The organism is Enterobacter sp. UCD-UG_FMILLET, from assembly GCF_000762975.1.
Lineage (GTDB): Bacteria > Pseudomonadota > Gammaproteobacteria > Enterobacterales > Enterobacteriaceae > Enterobacter > Enterobacter dykesii.
The window spans coordinates 355006-375020 of the sequence record NZ_JRJC01000036.1; the positions used below are offsets into that span (position 1 = coordinate 355006).

At 55.5% G+C, this 20015-nt stretch carries 16 protein-coding genes and 2 pseudogenes; all 18 read right to left on the bottom strand.

The genetic code is table 11. The annotated features are described in order from the left end of the window. Positions 1-132: 132 nt before the first annotated feature. On the bottom strand, positions 133-1128 hold the full coding sequence (locus tag LA04_RS16770; protein WP_047652461.1) for an NAD-dependent epimerase/dehydratase family protein: 996 nt from the start codon (positions 1126-1128) through the stop codon (positions 133-135). Between the two features lie 182 nt (positions 1129-1310). Continuing rightward, positions 1311-2708, bottom strand: a complete 1398-nt coding sequence (wcaM, locus tag LA04_RS16775) for a colanic acid biosynthesis protein WcaM (protein ID WP_047652462.1) — start codon at positions 2706-2708, stop codon at positions 1311-1313. Between the two features lie 12 nt (positions 2709-2720). Further along, positions 2721-3941, bottom strand: a complete 1221-nt coding sequence (gene wcaL / locus LA04_RS16780; RefSeq protein WP_047652463.1) for a colanic acid biosynthesis glycosyltransferase WcaL — start codon at positions 3939-3941, stop codon at positions 2721-2723. Beyond that, a complete protein-coding gene (wcaK, locus tag LA04_RS16785) occupies positions 3938-5218 on the bottom strand; it encodes a colanic acid biosynthesis pyruvyl transferase WcaK (RefSeq protein ID WP_047652464.1) in 1281 nt (426 codons plus the stop codon). The genes wcaL and wcaK overlap by 4 nt, the downstream gene beginning before the upstream one ends. A gap of 17 nt (positions 5219-5235) precedes the next feature. Then, positions 5236-6714: a colanic acid undecaprenyl disphosphate flippase WzxC gene (gene wzxC / locus LA04_RS16790; protein WP_047652465.1), complete on the bottom strand. Its 1479-nt coding sequence runs from the start codon at positions 6712-6714 to the stop codon at positions 5236-5238. A 1-nt stretch (position 6715) separates the two neighbouring features. Next, a complete protein-coding gene (gene wcaJ, locus LA04_RS16795) occupies positions 6716-8110 on the bottom strand; it encodes an undecaprenyl-phosphate glucose phosphotransferase (RefSeq protein ID WP_047652466.1) in 1395 nt (464 codons plus the stop codon). Positions 8111-8156: 46 nt separating this feature from the next. Continuing rightward, positions 8157-9527, bottom strand: coding sequence for a colanic acid biosynthesis phosphomannomutase CpsG (cpsG, locus tag LA04_RS16800; protein ID WP_047652731.1), 1371 nt, complete (start codon positions 9525-9527; stop codon positions 8157-8159). A 110-nt stretch (positions 9528-9637) separates the two neighbouring features. Continuing rightward, positions 9638-11074 carry a mannose-1-phosphate guanyltransferase gene (gene cpsB / locus LA04_RS16805; protein ID WP_047652467.1) on the bottom strand — a complete coding sequence of 479 codons (1437 nt, stop codon included), beginning with the start codon at positions 11072-11074 and terminating at the stop codon, positions 9638-9640. Between the two features lie 3 nt (positions 11075-11077). Continuing rightward, positions 11078-12301 carry a colanic acid biosynthesis fucosyltransferase WcaI gene (wcaI, locus tag LA04_RS16810; RefSeq protein ID WP_047652468.1) on the bottom strand — a complete coding sequence of 408 codons (1224 nt, stop codon included), beginning with the start codon at positions 12299-12301 and terminating at the stop codon, positions 11078-11080. Next, positions 12298-12777: a GDP-mannose mannosyl hydrolase gene (locus LA04_RS16815; RefSeq protein WP_045418617.1), complete on the bottom strand. Its 480-nt coding sequence runs from the start codon at positions 12775-12777 to the stop codon at positions 12298-12300. The genes wcaI and LA04_RS16815 overlap by 4 nt, the downstream gene beginning before the upstream one ends. 2 nt (positions 12778-12779) lie before the next feature. Beyond that, positions 12780-13745 carry a GDP-L-fucose synthase gene (fcl, locus tag LA04_RS16820; RefSeq protein WP_047652469.1) on the bottom strand — a complete coding sequence of 322 codons (966 nt, stop codon included), beginning with the start codon at positions 13743-13745 and terminating at the stop codon, positions 12780-12782. 2 nt (positions 13746-13747) lie between these two features. Continuing rightward, positions 13748-14869 carry a GDP-mannose 4,6-dehydratase gene (gmd, locus tag LA04_RS16825; RefSeq protein WP_014884502.1) on the bottom strand — a complete coding sequence of 374 codons (1122 nt, stop codon included), beginning with the start codon at positions 14867-14869 and terminating at the stop codon, positions 13748-13750. A gap of 24 nt (positions 14870-14893) precedes the next feature. Continuing rightward, positions 14894-15443, bottom strand: a pseudogene (gene wcaF, locus LA04_RS16830) (colanic acid biosynthesis acetyltransferase WcaF). Positions 15444-15458: 15 nt separating this feature from the next. Continuing rightward, positions 15459-16207, bottom strand: a pseudogene (wcaE, locus tag LA04_RS16835) (colanic acid biosynthesis glycosyltransferase WcaE). A 16-nt stretch (positions 16208-16223) separates the two neighbouring features. Then, entirely contained in the window at positions 16224-17444 is a 1221-nt protein-coding gene (gene wcaD, locus LA04_RS16840; RefSeq protein ID WP_047652470.1) for a colanic acid polymerase WcaD, read from the bottom strand. After that, a complete protein-coding gene (gene wcaC, locus LA04_RS16845) occupies positions 17419-18636 on the bottom strand; it encodes a colanic acid biosynthesis glycosyltransferase WcaC (protein WP_047652471.1) in 1218 nt (405 codons plus the stop codon). The genes wcaD and wcaC overlap by 26 nt, the downstream gene beginning before the upstream one ends. After that, entirely contained in the window at positions 18633-19124 is a 492-nt protein-coding gene (gene wcaB, locus LA04_RS16850) for a colanic acid biosynthesis acetyltransferase WcaB (protein WP_023312402.1), read from the bottom strand. Before wcaB ends, wcaC begins: the two co-directional genes overlap by 4 nt. Beyond that, entirely contained in the window at positions 19124-19966 is an 843-nt protein-coding gene (gene wcaA, locus LA04_RS16855) for a colanic acid biosynthesis glycosyltransferase WcaA (protein ID WP_023312403.1), read from the bottom strand. Before wcaA ends, wcaB begins: the two co-directional genes overlap by 1 nt. Positions 19967-20015 lie beyond the last annotated feature (49 nt).

A 20015-nucleotide genomic window follows, 5' to 3' on the forward strand; every position in this document is an offset into this window, starting at 1 on the left:
GCAAATCACGTTTGGCTCAGAACTCTGATTACTAAAGCTCATTAAGCTATAAGTGTGACCCAGAATCGTCGGAAACCCTACCAATAAAGAAGAAGAAAAACGTGTTTCCGACAAATCCCAGATTCTAAGTCATTACTCAGAAACGAACGTGATGTCATCTTTCTTCTCATGCACGAACTCATACTTCAACGTACGGTCCAGCCCTTGAGATAAGGTATAAGGCGCTTTAAAACCTGAGTTGTGCACTTTCGTCGCATCAAACTGAGTGGTGGCACAGAATTTTTTGACACGCACGGAACTAATCGCATACTTTTTCCCGGTAACTTTGCTAAGAATATCAAAGCAATAACCGCCAAGCATACCTAAGGGATAAGGGAGATGAACTGATGGGATTTTTTTGCTAAGGCTCTTTTCTACCTCGGCAACCAACTGATTCATATTCAGATCGGGTTTATCTACATAGTTGTATACGTCGTAGCCAGGTTTGACGTTGCTCAATCGGAATTTGATAAACTCAACAATATTACCGACATAAGCCATAGACTTATAGTTAGTTCCGGCACCTACCATTGCGAATTTTCCACCCGCAATTTGCTTAAGAAGATTGAAGACATTGCCTCGATTGCGTTCACCAAAAATGACCGTTGGACGAACAATTGTCAGAGATCGCTCTTCTGGAGCTTTGTTGAACCATTCGCGCAGTACCTCTTCCGCTTGCCACTTACTTTTACCATAGTGGTTAAAAGGATCGTGCGGGTGAGATTCATCAGGATTGACTTTATTTAGACCATAAACGGCAACTGAGCTGGTAAAAATAATGTTCTTAACATTATTTTTTTCCATAGCTGCCAGTACGTTACGCGTTCCCTGAACGTTTACATCGTAGTAAAGCGAGGTTGGGCTAACATCATCACGATGTTCGGCAGCGAGTAATACTACCGTGTCGAAACCGGCAAGAGCATGATCGAGTTGCTCCTGATTGCGTACATCTCCGGAGACAGTAATCTCAGGGTAGAAATGGCTTTGCTGCTTGTCGAAGTTGGTAACATCAAACTCAGCCTTAGAAATCTCGATCAAACGAGTCCCAACGAAACCGGACGCGCCAATAAACAAAACTTTATCGTTCATAAACCACTCAGTGCGTTATGTGTGTTTGGCAAACCTCCGGTAATCACTGTATTCCCTGAGGTATCGCTAAAGATAAGACAGAACTGACGAAAATGTGGCACGGATTATAAACCCTAAAATCGCTGAGTTCAGTAACAAATTTTAGGGGTTACCGCGCACTCAATGAGATGTGACGTCAATACTTACTTTCTGAAGGAAGGAAGCGCAAAGTTCAGCCTTTCCACATTCACCACCTGCTGGTCGACCCGGTCAATATCCACCGAGCTTTGCCCCTTCTCATTCACCGCTTTTATGTTCGCCAGCGACAGCAAGGTCTCATCTTTCGCCATAAATTTACCCCGCACATCCTTGCGCAGGTCGAAGTTAATCTTCAGGGCGGGACCCACAGCGGCTTCCTGCATCACATTGATGTTGCGTAAAAAAAGATGCTGCGGCTTGTTGTGTAGTTCAAGCGTCGCCCGCTGCATTTCCACGTTAGTTATCGCCACAAACGAGGTGGCGTTCCCGGATGAAATCTGTATTCCGCGCAATTTATACGCAAGCTGTCGATTATCGAGGTGAATATTATTGAGCTTGAAGTTCTGTGGGATGGACAAATAATCGCCTTTTATGACCCCATAGCCGATTAACATTCCCGCACTGTTGACCATGTCGACATTATCAATAATGAAATTATCACAGCCATAAATGGCCACCGTGGCGTTGTCTATTCCTGCCTTTTTACTGAAGTCAGGGGTGATATTTTTGGCCTTAATATTGCGGATAACAAAGTGTTTCCCGTTTTCCACGTGCACCAGCTGACGACAGTTACTGCCGGTGATGTTGGCCACCACGAAGTTCTTGACGGTTTGCTTCTCAGGATAGTCATTATCGTAGGTGCTGCCGGCGAGGCCAATGCCGATGCCCCAGTTGATCTTGCCGTTGGTGCAGTTGATGTTATCGATGACATGGTCGGAAATCAGGATATTGCGATCGTTGATAGCGACGTTCCACTCGATCGCATCGCCCTGCAGATGGCTAAATTTGCTGTTGGTGATGCGAGCACCGTCCACCTGGTTGTGGAAACCCTGGCGCAGGATTGCGTAGTTGGCCTGGCTCACGCTGATGTTATCAATCAGCAAATTGCGCATAACGCTCGGTTTCTTGCCGCCGATGTAGATCTGCGTCACCGGGCCAAAACCGCTCATGGCCAGCCCTTTGATAACGCAGTCAGAGCCGCGAACGTCGAGCGTAATGTTCTCCGTGCGGCCGGCACCTTCCCCTATCACTTTGCTGCCTTCCTGCAAAACAAAGCGGCCGCGCCCGTTGCCGGTTAACGCCCCGCGGATCAGCAGGGTTTTACCGTCGGGAATGAAAATGCCCGTATTGATGTTTTCGCAGGTGAGCCCGGCGGGAACCACGACGGTGTCGCCGTCATTGAACGCCTGCTTAAAGGCGGCGATCCAGTCGTTGTTATTGTACTGATTAACAGAGACCGTTCTGCCGCTTGCCGCCCGCGCGATGCGTGACGACAGCAGCGGCGTGGCCGCCAGAACGGAAAGAGAAGAGACAAAGGTGCGTCGGGTAATCTTTTTCAGCATACATCCTCGGCGTTACAACGTTTGCAGCAGGCTCGCTAACTGGCGGTTAATCACCTGCTGGTTAAAATCGGTTTCCACTTTTTGTCGGGCGTTCTGGAGCACGGGCTCCAGCGCCTGCTGGTCAATATCGCTGAAGGCTGCTAATCGGTCCGCAAGGGCCATCGCGTTATTCTCCGGCACCAGCCAGCCGGAATGGTCAGACTTAATCAGCTCCGGTATCCCGCTGTGCAGGGTTGATACCACCGGAATACCTACGGCCATCGCCTCCATCAGCGCCACCGGAATGCCTTCCATATCGCCATCGGCGCCCGTTACGGAAGGCAGCAGAAAGACATCCGCCTCGTCGAGCATGGCCTTGACCTCGTGGCTCGGCTTGAAGCCCGGCATCTCTACGACATCTTCCAGCTGATACTGTTCGATAAGCGTGCGCAGACGACGCTCCCACGGCCCAATGCCGAGAATGCGATAGTGGAAATCTACCCCGCGCGCTTTCAGCTGGCGGCAGGCTTCAATGGCCACATGGAGGCCTTTCTTCTCGGTCAGGCGAGCAACGGAGATGATCTGCAGCGGTTTGCCCGGCACCTTCACCGGGCGGCGGGTAAAGCGCGTTAAATCCACGCCCATGCGCGAAACGGCAATTTTCTCTCCCGGGCAGCCCATGTTTTTCAGGCGTCCGGCCCACAGTTCGCTGATAGGCAGCATCATGTCGCCGCGCCTGAACAGCTGCTGATACTCCGGCGTGTAGTGGTTCAGCACTTCGCGGCTGGAGATGTCGATACCGTGGAAGATGGTCGCAATTTTACCGTCAATCACGCCCAGCTCGCGCAGCTTCGCGGCGGTGACGCCCGCCGGGCCAAAGTGGGCGATAAACACGTCGGCACGATACGGCTGCGCGGTTTGCCCGCAGATGGCCGACAGGATCAGATTGCGGGATTCGGCCCCATAGCGGGAAACGTTCAGCGCCCGCCACGTCGACGCGCGGTGGATCCCGCGCAGCGTCTGGCTGGCACGGTGGCGCAGCTTGCTCAGCTTCCCGGACGGCTCATCCTGCAGCCAGCGGGTTTTCGCCTCCAGCCCATACTGGGTATACGCCGCATGGGTATTTTTGGTATCGCCCTTTTGCAGGGCGATAATCTCCACGTCATATCCCATATCGATAAACGCGGTGATTTGGTTCAGGACAAACGTTTCAGACGACAGCGGAAATTTCAGTAAGAAGAAACCAACCTTCATTTCCCCTCCCGCACGCGGTCAAGTACCGATTTCACCATCCCAATGCCCTTCTCGCGCTCGGCTTTCACCGCCACGGCCAGGCGTTCATTGATCGAAGGCAGCTGGCCGAGCGTGTCGCCCACCATCGCACCGAGCGACCCATCCAGCAGATGACGGATATCCATGGCCATTTCCGGCATACCGAGCTGCTGCATGATGCCTGCTGATTTGTGCTCGTAGTTGATGGCAATGGCCGGCGTGCCAAAGTTCATGGAGATAATGGCGGAGTGCAGGCGCGTGCCGACGGTCAGGTCGCAGGCGGAGAGCAGCTTGCCCATCTCCAGGTCGTTCAGTTCATCCATCACCACGTGATACCGCGCCGGATCGTTCACCAGGCTGCGCAGGTTCAGCGCCACCATGCGGTCGTCTTTGTTGTAGCTGTCGATACCGGTGCAGGTGGAAAGCGCCAGCACCTGGTACCCGCTGTCCAGCACGCGGTTCACCACGTCGGCGAAAGCTTTCTCATACGCCGCCTGGGTCGTGCCTAAACGCTTATCGAAGGGCGCCAGCTCGCGCAGGGTAATGGCAACGGTTTTCTGTTTCGCCGCCACGTCGAGCCAGTGCTGCACCGCGTAGCTCGGCTGGAAGCTGTCGTCCTGGTGATCCACCAGCCACGCGGTGTCCACGCCGTGCTCAACTTTTGAGGTGTCAATTTCGCTGCGCTTCATCATGTCGAGGCTGACCGACTCGCGCAGGATCAGCGCGTCGCAGTGGCCGAACACGTAGTTTGCAAGCTGGTTGAACTGCGGATCCTGGAATGGCCCGACGCTGTGGCCAATCATAAACAGCGGCTTTTTCGCCATAAAGGTGCAGAGCGCATGCTCAAACTGCGGCACGCCGTAGAGATCGACGAAGAACGATCCGCCGACCTGGATAATGGCGTCGTAGCCGGACAGCAGACGAACAAAGTCGGTGAAGCCCTGCGCGATAGCGATGTTGCGCAGCTTGCCAGTATCGGTCACGCGGGAAAGCAGCACCTGGTGCTGGTAGCGACGACGCAGCACTTTCTTCACGCGGCCCATCACGCCCGCGGCGTTGTTGTGCTGTTTCATCTGGCTGTAGAGCGGGTCGCCCATCACCGGGCGGTTCAGTAACCAGGATGAGCTGACCGGATAACGGCTCATCACGTCCACTTCGGTCTCAGGCTTAAGGGTGTTAATTGCATCCAGTAAACCGCGCAGGATGGCGCTGTCGCCACGGTTGCCGCAGGTATGGTTGCCAAGAATTAATAATTTCATAATGGCCTCTTAAATAACTAGCCTGCGCGAAGCAGCGTTTTCATTTTTTCGTTACGGCAAAACTGGCGCTTCATCTCCACCACCAGCGCATTGCGTGACAGCACAATCATCACGCCAAATGCCAGCGCCCCCGCGGCAACCTGTACCGCCAGCAGCGCGGCCAGCGGCAGGTGGCCGCTGAGGATGATGCCCAGGCCGTAGCTCACCGCCAGGGTCGGCAACGAGAGATAGAACGGCAGCCACAGGCTCAGGATGTACTGACGGTAGCTGGAGCCCAGCACCGGCTTGATCATGATGAAGTAGCTCAGAACGGTATTGACTACCTGCACCAGCAGGAAGCCCAGGGTGACGCCGATGGCGCCCGCCATATGCCCGCCGACGATAATCGCCGGAATAAACAGGAAGGTTTTGAACACGTTGAACTTAAAGCTGATGTCCACGCGCGCTTTTGCCATCAGCAGGGAACCAATCGGATTCCCCACGGAGCGCAGGAGCCCCACCACGCACAGCAGCTGCAGGATCGGGATGATGCCGTTCCACTTCTCGCCAAACACCAGCGGCACAAAGTTGCTGGACACCACCATCAGCCCCAGCAGCACCGGGAAGTTAATGATCCCCACCACGGAAAGCAGCTTGTAGAAGTTAACGCGCAGCTTCTCGGTGTCGTCCTGGATCTTGGCGAACGCCGGGAACAGGACGCGGGTGATGATCGGGTTCAGCTTCATCGGCGGCACCACCGCGACGTTGTAGGCCAGGTTGTAGCCCCCCGCCACGCTCGCGCCGAGAATACGCGCCAGCACCAGCGTCGACAGGTTGGTATTCACATAGTTGATGATGCTGTCCGCCGTCAGCCACGCGCCAAAGCGCAGGTTGGACGAGACGGATGCAAGAGAGAAATGCAGCCCGGGACGGTAGATCTTGCGGCCAAAGTAGCCGAACAGCAGCGTACGCACGGCAGAGTTAACCAGGTATCCGAGGATGGCGGTCATCGCCAGCGGCCAGAAATGGGCGCTTACCACGGTGAAGGTAAAGCCCGCCAGCACCGCGCTGGTCTCAATCATGCCGATCTTGTTGAACTCCAGCTCTTTCTGCATCAGCGCGCGGAACTGCTGCCCGTGCGGGATCACCACGAACGCAAACGACAGAGTGTGCATCAGCGGAGCCAGATCCGGGTTATGCAGCACGCTGGCGATAGTGTCGCTCAGCAGGAACACCAGCACGAACACGAAAATCCCCAGCCCCACGTTCAGCCAGTAGAGGGTGGTCAACTCAAGATGGCTGATCTCTTTGCGCTGGATAATCGAGTTGGCGATACCAAAATCAGAAAGCGTATCGGCCAGCGCGATAATCACCAGCGAGACGGTCAGCAGGCCGAACTGGTGATTATCAATAATGCGCGCCAGCACGGTCATCTGCACCAGACCGAGGCCAATGATGACGATGGTCGCCATCGCTGACCACTTCGCCCCGCTGATGGTTTTTTCACGTAAGCTCATCTTAGTACGCCGCTTTGTTCACGAAACCTTTGAAGATGGTCAGAAAAACAATCTTGATATCGAACCAGATACTCCATTCACGGATGTATTCCAGATCGAATTCGATACGTTTTTCCATTTTTTCCAGCGTGTCGGTTTCGCCGCGCCAGCCGTTGATCTGCGCCCAGCCGGTAATGCCCGGCTTGACCTTATGGCGCAGCATGTAGCCTTCAATCAGCGAGCGGTACTGCTCGTTGTGCGCCACCGCGTGCGGACGCGGGCCAACAATCGACATGCCGCCGGTGAAGACGTTGATAAACTGCGGGAGTTCATCCAGCGAGGTGCGGCGCAGGAAGTTTCCCACGCGGGTGACGCGCGGATCGTTCTGCGTTGCCTGGGTCACCACCTTGTCGTTTTCCATCACCTTCATGGAGCGGAATTTCCACACCATAATCGGCTTACCGTCCATACCGTAGCGGGTCTGGCGGAAGATAACCGGGCCGGGAGAGCTCAGCTTCACCGCGAGGGCAATGCAGCACAGCACCGGGGAGATAAGCAGTAAAATCAGCGATGAGAGCACGATATCTTCCGCGCGCTTCAGCACGCGGTTAATGCCCGACAGCGGGGTGTCGTACAGCGGTACCACCGGCACGCCGTTCACTTCTTCAATGCGTGAATGGAGGATGTTAAAGGTAAAGACGTCCGGGATCAGGATCACCGAACAGGTGGTGTCCGCCAGCTCGCGCATCAGTTGCTTAATGCGGGATTCATCTCTCATCTGCATGGCGATGTAGACGTTGTGAATTTTACCGGCTTTCGCGTCTTCAATAAGCTGTTCGTAATTGCCCGCCCAGTCCGACGGCACGCCGCCCGGCTTCGCGTCGTGATAAATCCCGACCACTTCAAACCCTAACCACGGCTCTTTGCGGAAGCTGTCGAGCAGAACCTTACCAACCGGCAGATCGCCCGCTACCGCAACGAAGCGACGGTTATAACCGCGGTTACGCAGCCAGCCCGCGCCGAAGCGGATCAGGGAACGGCACACCACCATGCCGACGCTGGTTAACAGATACCAGCTCAGATAGGTCACGAGGCGATTATCAAAATCATGGCTAAACGCCACGAGGCCCGCGCTGAAGATCAGGCTCAGGGTCCAGTTTTGCAGCAGCAGCATCAGTTCAGTGGTCATTTTGACGCCGCGCCACGAGCGGTAGAAATCGGTCATTCCGCCGATCATCTGAAACACGACCAGCGCAATCAGGGCCATCAGCAGATGCATATATAAGAACGGCAGCCCGCCGATCCGACACACCGCCCACAATCCGCCGACCATGATGGTGATATCAGAAAAACGCTGCACCATAGAGATTAACGATGCATTCGTTCTCGCTCGTTCGCGTTTTTTTAGATTCGTCATCGTTGTTCCTGTATTCGGTTCCCCCTCCCGCCGGGAGGGGCAATTGTTACTGATTCAACAGCGCCAGAATGTCCTTCGTTCGGGCTTCCATCAGCGCCGTGTCAGCACGGGACTCCACGTTCAGGCGCACCACCGGCTCGGTGTTGGACGAGCGCAGGTTGAAGCGCCACTGCGGGAACGCCATGCTGATGCCGTCCGTACGGTCAATTTCCAGCGCGTGGATCGCAAAGTGCTGCTCCACGCGGGCAATGGCCTCGGCCGGCTGCGCCAGCTTGCTGTTGATCTCCCCGCTCGCCGGGAACGCCGCCATGCGGTCGCGCACCAGCTCGCCCAGCGTCTGCCCCTTCAGGCACAGCAGCTCGGTCACCAGCAGCCACGGGATCATCCCGCTGTCGCAGTAGGCAAAATCACGGAAGTAGTGATGGGCGCTCATCTCGCCGCCGTAGATGGCGTCTTCTTCGCGCATGCGCTCTTTGATGAAGGCGTGGCCGGTTTTGGACATCACCGGCGTGCCGCCCGCCGCTGACACCACGTCGACGGTGTTCCAGGAAAGGCGCGGGTCATGAATGATTTTCGCGCCCGGGTTTTTCTCGAGGAACGCTTCCGCCAGCAGGCCGACAATGTAGTAGCCCTCGATGAACTGCCCTTTCTCGTCGAACAGGAAGCAGCGGTCGAAGTCGCCGTCAAAGGCGATGCCCATGTCCGCGCCGTGCTCAATCACCGCGTTGCGGGTGTCGTCGCGGCACTCCGGCAGCAGCGGGTTAGGAATACCGTTCGGGAAGTTGCCGTCCGGGGTGTTGTGCACCTTGACGAAGGTCACCGGCACGTTCAGCGCCTTAAAGCGGGTTTCCAGCGCATCCACCACCGGGCCGGCCGCGCCGTTACCGGAGTTGATGACCAGCTTCAGCGGCTTGAGGTTCGCCACGTTGATGTAACCCAGCAGGTGGTCGATGTATTCTTTCTGCAGGTTGATTTTTTTGTAGCTGCCGCGCTTCACGTCGTTCACCGGCGGGAAGTCGTTGGCTTCCGCCAGGCGCTGCACGTCGCGCAGGCCGGTGTCGCCGCTGATCGGGCGCGCGCCCTTGCGCACCAGCTTCATCCCGTTGTAGTCCATCGGGTTGTGGCTGGCCGTCACTTCGATACCGCCGTCCACGCCCAGGTGGAAGGTGGCAAAATAAATCTCTTCGGTCCCGGAAAGGCCGATATCCAGCACGTCCACGCCCGCGTCCTGCAGCCCTTTCGCCAGGGCCAGCTTGAGGGATTCACTGGTCAGACGCACGTCGCCGCCCAGCACGATGGTCTGCGGTTTTAAATATTCGCCGTACGCGCGGCCAATGCGCCACGCGATGTCTTCATTCAGCTCTTCGCCCAGCTTGCCGCGAATATCGTAGGCTTTAAAACAGGTTAATTTTTCCATGATGACCCCTTTTTCAGGCAACAGTCGGCCCTGACCACTTAATGGCCAAATTGATTTTTTGTCATTCGCAGGCCCGGTCAGCGCAGCGCCGCCGGGCATAATGCAGAGTGCTACACCCGCCCGTAGCGGTCCTGGAAGCGCACGATATCGTCCTCTTCCAGATACGAGCCGGAGCGCACCTCAATTAAGTCGAGAGGAATTTTCCCCGGGTTTTCCAGACAGTGCGTCGCCCCCAGCGGAATATAAATGGACTCGTTTTCACCCAGCAGTTTGATTTCACCGTCGATAGTGACTTTAGCGGTACCCGCAACAACCACCCAGTGCTCGGCGCGGTGATGGTGCATCTGCACCGACAGCCCCTCGCCTGGCTTCACGGTGATGCGTTTCACCTGATAGCGGTCACCGGAATCAATGGAGTCATATTTCCCCCACGGACGGTAGACTTCGCGGTGAATATGGTGCTCGTGACGGCCATCGGCCTTGATCTGCTCCACCACTTTTTTAACGTCCTGCACGGCGTTACGGTCGGCAATCAGCACGGCGTCCTTGGTCTGGACAACCACCAGATCCTTCACCCCGACCGTGGTCACCAGGCCGGATTCGGCGTAGACGTAGCTGTTTTCCGTTTTGTGGCTAATCACATCGCCGTGGTGGACGTTACCCTCCGGGGTATGGGCGCTGATCTCCCACAGGGAGGACCAGGAGCCGACATCGCTCCAGCCCGCATCCATCGGTACCACGACGGCGTCCGCCGTACGTTCCATCACCGCGTAGTCAATGGACTCTTCCGGGCAGGCGAGGAACGCCTCTTCATCCACGCGGATGAAGTCGAGATCCGGGTCCACCACCGCCATTGCTTTCTCGCAGGCGTCCAGAATATCCGGGCGGTATTTGCGCAGCTCTTCCAGATAGCGTCCGGCGCGGAACAGGAACATCCCGCTGTTCCAGTAATACTCACCGCTGGCGACATAGGCCTGCGCGGTTTCCAGATTCGGTTTTTCAACAAACTGCGCCACGTCAAACGCCACGCTGTCGCCTTCACCCGGCGTCACGCTGCCGCGACGGATATAGCCATAGCCGGTTTCCGGCAGATCCGGCACGATGCCGAAGGTCACCAGCTTGCCGCTCTCGGCGTAAGGGATCGCCGCACGCACCGCGTCGCGGAACGCGTCTTCCTGCTGGATAACGTGGTCTGCCGCCAGGACCAGCATCAGCGGGTCACAGTCCGGGCTGCTGCGTTTTGCCGCCAGCGCCGCCAGGGCGATCGCGGGCGCGGTATTGCGTCCGGCAGGCTCCAGGATGATGTTTTCGGTGAGCTTATTCAGCTGGCGCAGCTGCTCGGCAACAATAAAGCGGTGCTGTTCGTTACAAATCACCACCGGGCTTTCACACTCCACGCCGTGCAGACGGTTTACCGTCGTCTGCAGCATGGTGAGATCCCCTTTCAGGCAGAGGAACTGTTTTGGATAGAGCACGCGGGACAGCGGCCACAACCGGCTACCAGAGCCACCAGCCATCACAACCGGATACAAAGTGGTTTGACTCATGATTTATCCCCGTATATCTGCAATAAATTGGCTCAGCACGTTCTCTTTCTCGAGCGTGCGTTCGGCATATTCACGTGCCACCGTGTTCACTTTTGGCATGGCAAGTGCCTGCTCAATTCCGGTGACCAGCGCCGGGACCGATTCCGGCTCCACGCACACAGCAATCCCCGGATAGCTGTCACACAGCTGGCCTAACTCTGTTTCGGCTTCTGCCGTAATCACTGCGTTACCGCCCACTGCCAGAATGTTGGTCAGCTTGGACGGCAGCACCGCGTCCGCGGCGCCGCGTTTTTGCACCACCAGATGGCAGTCGCCCATCTTCAGCAGCGCAGGCAATGCCTCGTAAGACTGAAGCGGGAAAAATTTCACGTTGGTCAGGCCGCGTTCCCCGGCCATTTTTTCCAGCCGCGCCTTTCCACCGCCCTGCCCGACAATCACAAACGTCCACGGATGTTCACTCAGCAGCTGGGCCGCTTCAATCACGCTCTCCAGCCCCTGCTTTTCGCCGATGTTGCCTGAGTAAAGAATGATTTTTTGATCTTCAGGCAAGCCGAGCTGCGCGCGCAGGGCCTGAGCGTCCTGCTCAGTCACGTCGCGAAAACGCGCCACTTCGGACCAGTTCGGGAAGAAGATTACCTTCTCTGCCGGAACGCCCTTCTCCTGCGCCTTGTTCATCATCGAGCGCGAGATAGTCGAGACGTAATCCACGTTGTGCAGGCCGCTGCGCTCAAAGGCGCTGGCGAGCTTCGCCACCTTGCCGCCTTTACTTTTGCCTGCCATCCCCAGGCCCAGCATGGCGTCAACTTCGTAATCCTGAATGTGCAACAGAGTGCGCGCACCGGAGAGTTTGCCCAGCAGACGCATGCCCGGCGTGCAAAACAGCGTTGGCACAACGCCGATGATGCGATCCGGCTTCCAGCGACGCTGCGCCATCAGCGGGAAGAAACTGCTCAGGGCAAAGCTGCCCAGATGAAGTAACCGTTTCAGCGTTGAGGGCTGCTTAGGCACATACAGCGGGCAGCGCCAGACGGTCGCAGCGCCCTCTTCGCGACGGTAGCGCCAGCTTGAGTAGCGCTCCCCGACTTTCCACGCCGGGTAGTACGGCGGCGCGGTAATGACCCGCACGTCATGTCCCTGGCTCGCCATCCACTCGACCATCTCGCCGGTATATTTCCCGATGCCGGTTAATTCCGGCGAGTAGTTGATTCCGTACACTAAAATTTTCATAAGCCCGGCACTCCGGACTGACGTTCAGCGAGGAAATAGGCACGACTGTTGTCATGCACATTGTCGCTCGCCAGCAGCGCCTCTGGCGTCTGCCAGCGGTAGTCGTCATGCTGAGAATCAGGCAGACGCAGGTCTGCCTCACTCACCTTCAGGCGGAACCCCAGCACGATGTAGTGCGTGGTGAATCCGGTGCCTGAAAAGTTATCGTCATAGAAGTGCTGCCAGACCCCGTAAAACTGGCCTGCTGCCATCGGCAGCTGCAGGCCCAGTTCCGCCAGAGTGAGACGCTCAAACGCATCGGTAAGCGTCTCATCCTTTTGCACGCGCCCGCCGGGCACGAACCAGAAGCCCTGTGCAGGACGGTTGGTTCGTTTCCCCAGCAAGAACTCGCCGCGTTCGTTCTCCACGATCAAATCAATCGAGATGAGCGGAGTGGAACGCACTACCGTGGCAAAATCTTCCTGACTTAAAAACATCGTTACCCCCGGAAGCGGTGCTGGTTTTCCAGGAACCACTGATAGGTACTGGCCAGCCCCTGCTCCAGTGACACCTCGTGATACCAGCCCAGCTGATGCAGACGGGTCACGTCCAGCAGCTTGCGCGGCGTGCCGTCCGGTTTCGTCGCGTCAAACACCACGCGGCCTTTGTAGCCCACTACCTGCGCGATGGTTTGCGCCAGCTCGCGAATGGTGCAGTCCACGCCGGTACCGACGTTGATGTGCGACAGCATCGGCTCGGTGTTCTCCTGCCACACTTCGCGATCCAGCTCCATCACGTGAATGCTGGCGGCAGCCATGTCGTCCACGTGCAGGAATTCACGCATCGGCGTACCGCTGCCCCACACCACCACGTCCGGCGCGTTCTCGGCGGTCGCCTCGTGGAAGCGGCGCAGCAGCGCCGGGATCACGTGCGAGTTGCTCGGGTGGAAGTTGTCGTGCGGTCCGTACAGGTTGGTCGGCATCACCGAACGATAGTCGCGGTTGTACTGACGGTTGTAGGACTCGCACAGCTTAATCCCGGCAATCTTGGCAATCGCGTACGGCTCGTTGGTCGCTTCCAGCGTGCCCTGCAGCAGTTCGCTCTCAGCGATCGGCTGCTTCGCCATTTTCGGGTAAATACAGGACGAACCGAGGAACAGCAGCTTATTCACGTTGTGCAGATGCGCCGCGTGAATGATGTTGCTCTCGATCATCATGTTTTCGTAGATGAAATCCGCCGGGTAGGAGTTGTTAGCGACAATACCGCCCACCTTCGCCGCTGCCAGATACACCTGGTCAATGCGTTCGTTAGCAAAGAAGTCCTGTACCGCACGGCTGTCGAGCAGGTTCAGCTCGTCGCGCGTGCGGACAACCACTTCGACGTCACCGCGCTGCTCCAGCTGGCGAACAATCGCGGAACCCACCATTCCGCGATGACCGGCGACAAAAATACGTTGTTTTGTCATTCTCAGGACTCCAGCGCGATGGCAACCTCGTAGCCATGAGACTTGAGCAGGGAGTGTTTTTTCGCTGCTTCAAGATCTTTAGCTACCATCTCGGAAACCATTTCCTGCAGAGTGATTTCTGGTTTCCAGCCCAGCTTCTCGTGCGCTTTGGTTGGGTCGCCCAGCAGGGTTTCCACTTCAGCAGGACGGAAGTAGCGCGGGTCAACCTGGACAATCACGTCGCCTGGCTTCACGCCCGGTGCGTCGTGGCCGGTCACGGAAACCACGATACCTTTCTCTTCCACGCCGGTACCTTCGAAGCGCAGTTTGATGCCCAGCTGTGCCGCGGCCATTTCAACGAACTGACGTACGGAGTACTGCACGCCGGTCGCAATCACGAAGTCTTCTGGCTGTTCCTGCTGCAGCATCATCCACTGCATTTTCACGTAGTCTTTGGCATGGCCCCAGTCACGCAGGGAATCCATGTTGCCGAGGTGCAGGCAAGACTCCAGACCCTGCGCGATGTTGGCGATAGCGCGGGTGATTTTGCGGGTCACGAAGGTTTCGCCGCGACGCGGAGATTCGTGGTTGAACAGGATGCCGTTACAGGCGTACATGCCGTAGGATTCACGGTAGTTCACGGTGATCCAGTAGGCGTACAGTTTTGCTACCGCATACGGAGAGCGCGGGTAGAACGGCGTGGTCTCTTTCTGTGGGATTTCCTGCACCAGGCCGTACAGCTCGGAGGTGGATGCCTGGTAGAAGCGCGTTTTCTTCTCAAGGCCGAGGAAGCGGATTGCTTCCAGCAGACGCAGCGTACCCATGGCATCAACGTCAGCGGTGTATTCCGGGGATTCGAAGGAGACCGCTACGTGGCTCATCGCGCCCAGGTTGTAGACTTCATCCGGCTGTACTTCCTGCAGGATACGGGTCAGGTTGGAGGTATCGGTCAGGTCGCCGTAGTGCAGGTGGAATTTCGGGTTCGCCGCGTGAGGATCCTGATAAATATGATCCACACGTTCGGTGTTGAAAGAAGATGCACGACGTTTAATACCGTGTACTTCATACCCTTTTTCCAGCAGGAACTCTGCCAGGTAAGAACCATCCTGCCCGGTAACGCCGGTGATGAGAGCGACTTTAGACATGTTTATATTCCTCTACTTATGAATTTAATCAGTTTCAACGCGTTCGCGTATCACCACTGCGGGGTTGCCACGGCAAATTTTATTTGCCGGTAGCGATTTAAAAACGCTGCTGCGGGCACCGACTACCGTGCCATCGCCAACAGAAACACCCGGTGCAACAAAAACATCCGTTGCCAGCCAGCATTTTTCACCTATCGCTATAGGCGAAGCGGTAATATCAAAATGCTGACTCATAAAGTCGTGGCTGCCGGTGCACAAATAACATTTTCTGTGAAACCACCGAATTTGCGCCAATCGTAATTTCGCCAAGGGTATATAACACCGCATCATCCCCAACCCATGCGTAATCCCCCAGCGTTAATTTCCACGGATAGGTAATTTTCACAGAAGGTCGGATGACTACGTTTTTTCCGATTTTTGCGCCAAACAGGCGCAATAAAAAAGCTCGCCAGCGGTACATTATTTGCGGCGACCAGGCAAATAATGTTGCCTGAACGGCCCACCACAGCTGTACCTTAATACCGTTCCCGCCCCGAAAACCTTTCGGCACGGAGAAACCTTTTAAATCCTGCATTGCGTTTCCTTATATTCAGGCTTTGTTATATAAGGTTTTCGTTTTGCCTGTGGTACGCAGGCGTAATAAATAAGACAATTCCGCCCAGAATCCCGGTACGCGTAATATTTTACGCTGTACGTTTTTGGCATCCTGGCACAATTCCAGATTATTAGACGTTGACACGCCGCCCATGGAGAATTCAGACACCAACCCTNTTAATTCGACGGAACGGATAACCTGATTTATACAGGCTGGCTGCCAGCGCATAATCGGAAGACACTTTATACTGCAAATCGTAAGGCTGTTTTTTCAGACCCTTTACCGGGAAGAAAATGGCCTGATGGCTGGCCGGCAAGCTGTGGTAGATATACCAGCCTGGCTTCGCGCTGCGGCACACTTTATGTCCGTCGCCAAAATCGAGCAGCGCATCGCCAATATACATGGCGTCCTCTTTCTGGCGAGCCAGCTGACGGGCAAACAGCGCCACGTCTTCATGGAAAATATCGCCCGAGTTCAGGAAGATGGCATAACGGCCTTGCGCCATGCTGATGCCTTTATTCATCGCATCGTAGATGCCTTTATCTTTCTCGCTGATGTAGCGTAAGTTGAACTCACCGTTGAGTTTTTCCAGAAACTCCGCCGTGCCATCGTTCGAGCCGCCGTCGACCACAATCCACTCAAAGGTGAGGCTTGGATCGCGCGCCAGGTTGCGCAGCGAGCGCCAGGTTTTTTACCACCCCTTCGTAATTACGAAAAGCGACAGTAATGACGCTAAGAAACATAAATCACCTCATTTCGTCATAAGTTCGTAATATTAAGCGCCTTGCGCAGAATAAACGGACAGACAATCAAGAAAGCATATTCCGGGCTAAATATTGACCCGGTAAAAAACAGCGACACCGGAGTAAACAGATAAAGCTGAACGCGAAAGTTCTGGTTATCACCAAACGCGTTAATCATCATTTTGAAAACTTTAAACAGATACCACAGGGTCAACAGCACGGCGAACCACGAAAAATAAATAATTAACAGATACAGACCATTGTCTATGGTTTTACCGACATCCGCACCGTTAAAGATTCCGAATGATGCAACATATTCGTAAAGTGAGCCGAATCTTACTACCCCATCAATATGGGTTAAGGAATAACCCACCATTACCAGTGGCCCAATGATGCGATAATAGGACGAAGACCCTTCCGTTCCCAAATCACCCAGACGTTCTGAGATGTACGGGAAGGCAAATATCACGCCTACCATAAACACCGTCAGGGAGATAATCGCCAGCGGCAGTTTTTTCTTAATCGCATCTTTGTTCAGGTACTGAAACGCCCATTCCAGCAGGTAAAACAGGATAAATGTCATTACCCCTGAGAACGATCCAGACAGAACAATTCCTGCAAGAATCATAGCATCGGTCTTAGGCGTTTTGATACCAAACTGTTTGATGCTGAGCCAAATTGAGATTAACGCCAGAGCGAAAAACGCCGGTTCAAAATAGAGGGCCGTAGTACGCTTCCCGCCAAACTTGATGAAGTTCAATACATAGCTGTTACTGTAAATGAGATATTTCGAAATTATCTCCATCAGGCTGCTGCCGCCGGTGAGAATAATTTGCGCCATCTCCAGGGCGGCAAGCATAACAATTAACGCAACGGCAATATAAAAGAACCTAAGGATTTTCCGATAATTGTGCGGAGAAATAGTTTTAAACCGAATACTCCAGACCATACCGATAATAATGACAATATAAACAAACAGCATGGTCGACGTGACGTATTTACTCGCATCCAGCGACTGGCCAAAGATGTAGTTAAACAGCGTCAGGCCCGTGCCCAGCCCTAAGGCAATCATCAGCTTCTTGAGGTTGATTTTATCGACATACAGCAGAAGCAGAACGGGCAGGAAGGTTACGATGGTTATCGGGAAGCTTTCGCCGAGCTGGGCAATTTTGACGTTGACCAGCAGGTAGATCAGCGGCAGCAGCAGATAACTACAGATTCTGATAGAACGAGACATATTCCTCCAGCATCTGTTGTCCACTGTAGGCCTTGCGGCTGCGGTTGCGGAACGATTCCAGGTCCGTGCCAAAAACGATCTCAGCGATCTGCGCCTTCGGCAGCTGTACCAGCGGCAGGACCTCCTGCTCCGTGAAGGTTTTCCCGCCGGACTTTTCCAGCACTTCGCGCGCCGCATCGCTGTGGGTGGCGATCACCGGCACGCCGATAGAGAGCGCTTCGCAGAGGATCAGCGGGTAGTTATCCACGCGGGAGCTGAACACCAGCGCGTCCATTTCATTCAGCGCACTCATCAGCTTGCGCTTGTCGGTCTCAAACCCGTGGTTCACCACGTTGGTCCCTTCGAACGGCGAAAACTTGCCGAAGGTGTGAAGCTCTATCTTGTCACCCAGCGCCATCATGTCGCGCACCAGCTGCTGGTTGGTTTTACCGTCGTAACGCAGGTCATGCGCAACAATAGCGATTTTCGGTTTGCCCGCGGTTTCGGCCACCGGGGTCAGCTCGGCAAGAATGGCTTCCGTCGCTACGTCGATGCCGTTGTTGATAATCTGACAGCGCCCTGCCCCGTACAGGCTGTTGAAGGCATCGGCCACGTGCTGGCTCGGGGAGATGAACGTACAGCCGAGCGAGAGCATGTCGCGGAACAGCTGACGCTTTCCGGCCACCAACTGATGCGCGCGATCCACCTTCACCGGCGGGTAGTTGCTTAACGTCGGGCACTTCTGGCAGTTATCTTTCCAGCCTTCGCAGCCGTCGGTAAACGCGCAACGTCCGGTCACGCTCCAGTGATCGTGCAGCGTCCAGACAAAGCGGGTGTCGGGCTTGTGGGCCTGCACCTTCTGGCAAAACGCCACTACCTCTTCCAGATTCAGCCAGTAGCTGTGCAGCACGTGAAAATGCAGCACAACCGGGCCCGCGGTGCGGGTAACCGTGCGGTACAGCGTGTTCAGGTTGCCAAACAGGTCGCGGTTAAACAGACGGAACAGCGCAATGTTGGCAATGGAGGTCAGACGCGGCGTGTGCTTGTGCACCTGCGGGAAATTATCGTGGCTGACGCTTTTCTTGCCGCCTTTGCCGTAGCCGTAAATAAAACGCGACTGAAGTCCTTTTTGCAGCGCGCGCTGGTGCAGATCCAGGGCCACGCCTGCCGCTCCGCCTTCTGCGAGGCGTACGTTAAATTGCAGAATGTTCATTTAATCACCTTCACGCGGGCTTTTTCTCCCACCACCAGCGCGTTATCCGGAATGCTGTCCAGCACCACGCTGCCAGCACCAATCGTGACGTTGTTACCAATCGTGATGTCACCGATGATTACCACGTTCGCCCCCAGCTCGACGTTGTTGCCGATGACCGGGCAGGCCAGGCTGTCAGGCCCGCGGTTGCCAATGGTGACCGCATGACGAATGGTGAAATCATCCCCGGCGACCACAAACTTGTTGATCACCACCGCATAGCCGTGGTGGATGGTAAAGCGGCGGCCAATGGTGGCAGCGGCCTGAATTTCATAGCCAAAAAAGCATTCGGTAATGATGCGGTACAGCACCAGCACGGGTGCCGCCCAGATATTGTTCAGCACGTTTTTCTTACGCCATACCGAGCAAAAGTGCGCGATGCGGTACGCCAGAACCATGCAGCACGGACGCAGGCTCCAGCTGTTAGCGCGGCAATCTTCCAGAAACATTATTTCCCCCGAAGTCCATCAGCCAGGCGCTTGCCGTTACGCACGGACAGCAACGTCAGCAGCGTGCGCCAGTTCATGCGCTTATTGCGGATCTGATAGAGGGTAAAGAGCTGATATTTACGGCTGGCACGGTCAAACTTGTCCTTGTGCTTGCGGTAAAAATGGAAGTAGCCGGAGAACTTCTTCGGCGAGGAGGTGATTTGCATCTCCCCGTGGTTGATGTGCAGGATCTGCGTAGCCTCTTCCACTTTCCACGGCTCGCCGTATTCCACCACCATGCGCAGGAAGATATCGTAATCCTGCGCGGCCTTGAGTTCGGTATCGAACAGGCACTCTTTGAAACGCCACGCCCAGGTGAAGACCTGGTTACCAATAATGTTGCGCTTGTAGAACAGGCGGCGAGAGTACGGTGATTTCGGATACAGCGGCAAGCTCGCGGGCTGCGAGTAGACCTCGCCCTGGCAGACATAGTCGTTGGCATACAGGAAAGCGTGCGTGACCAGCTGTTCTTTATGCGACAGGAAGATAGACAGGCGGTTCGGCGTCCATTCGTCATCGTCGTCAATTCCGGTCAGATACTGCCCTTTGGCCTGCATAATCGCCTGATTACGCACCGCACACGCGCCGGAGTTGATGGCGTTGTGGGTATAGACCACCCGCGGGTCGTTGAGGTCAGTCACAAACTTTTGCAGCTGTTCATACGAGGAAGAGCAGTCATCAACGATGATCAGCTCCCAGTTATCGTAATCCTGTCGCAGGACCGACTTGATTGCGCGGATCGCCAGCTGCTGACGATTCCATGTCGGCATATAGATTGAAACTAAAGGGCGTTGTGTGGTCATGGTCTTCCCCTTATCCCTCACCCCGCCCCTCTCCCGGAGGGTGAGGGTT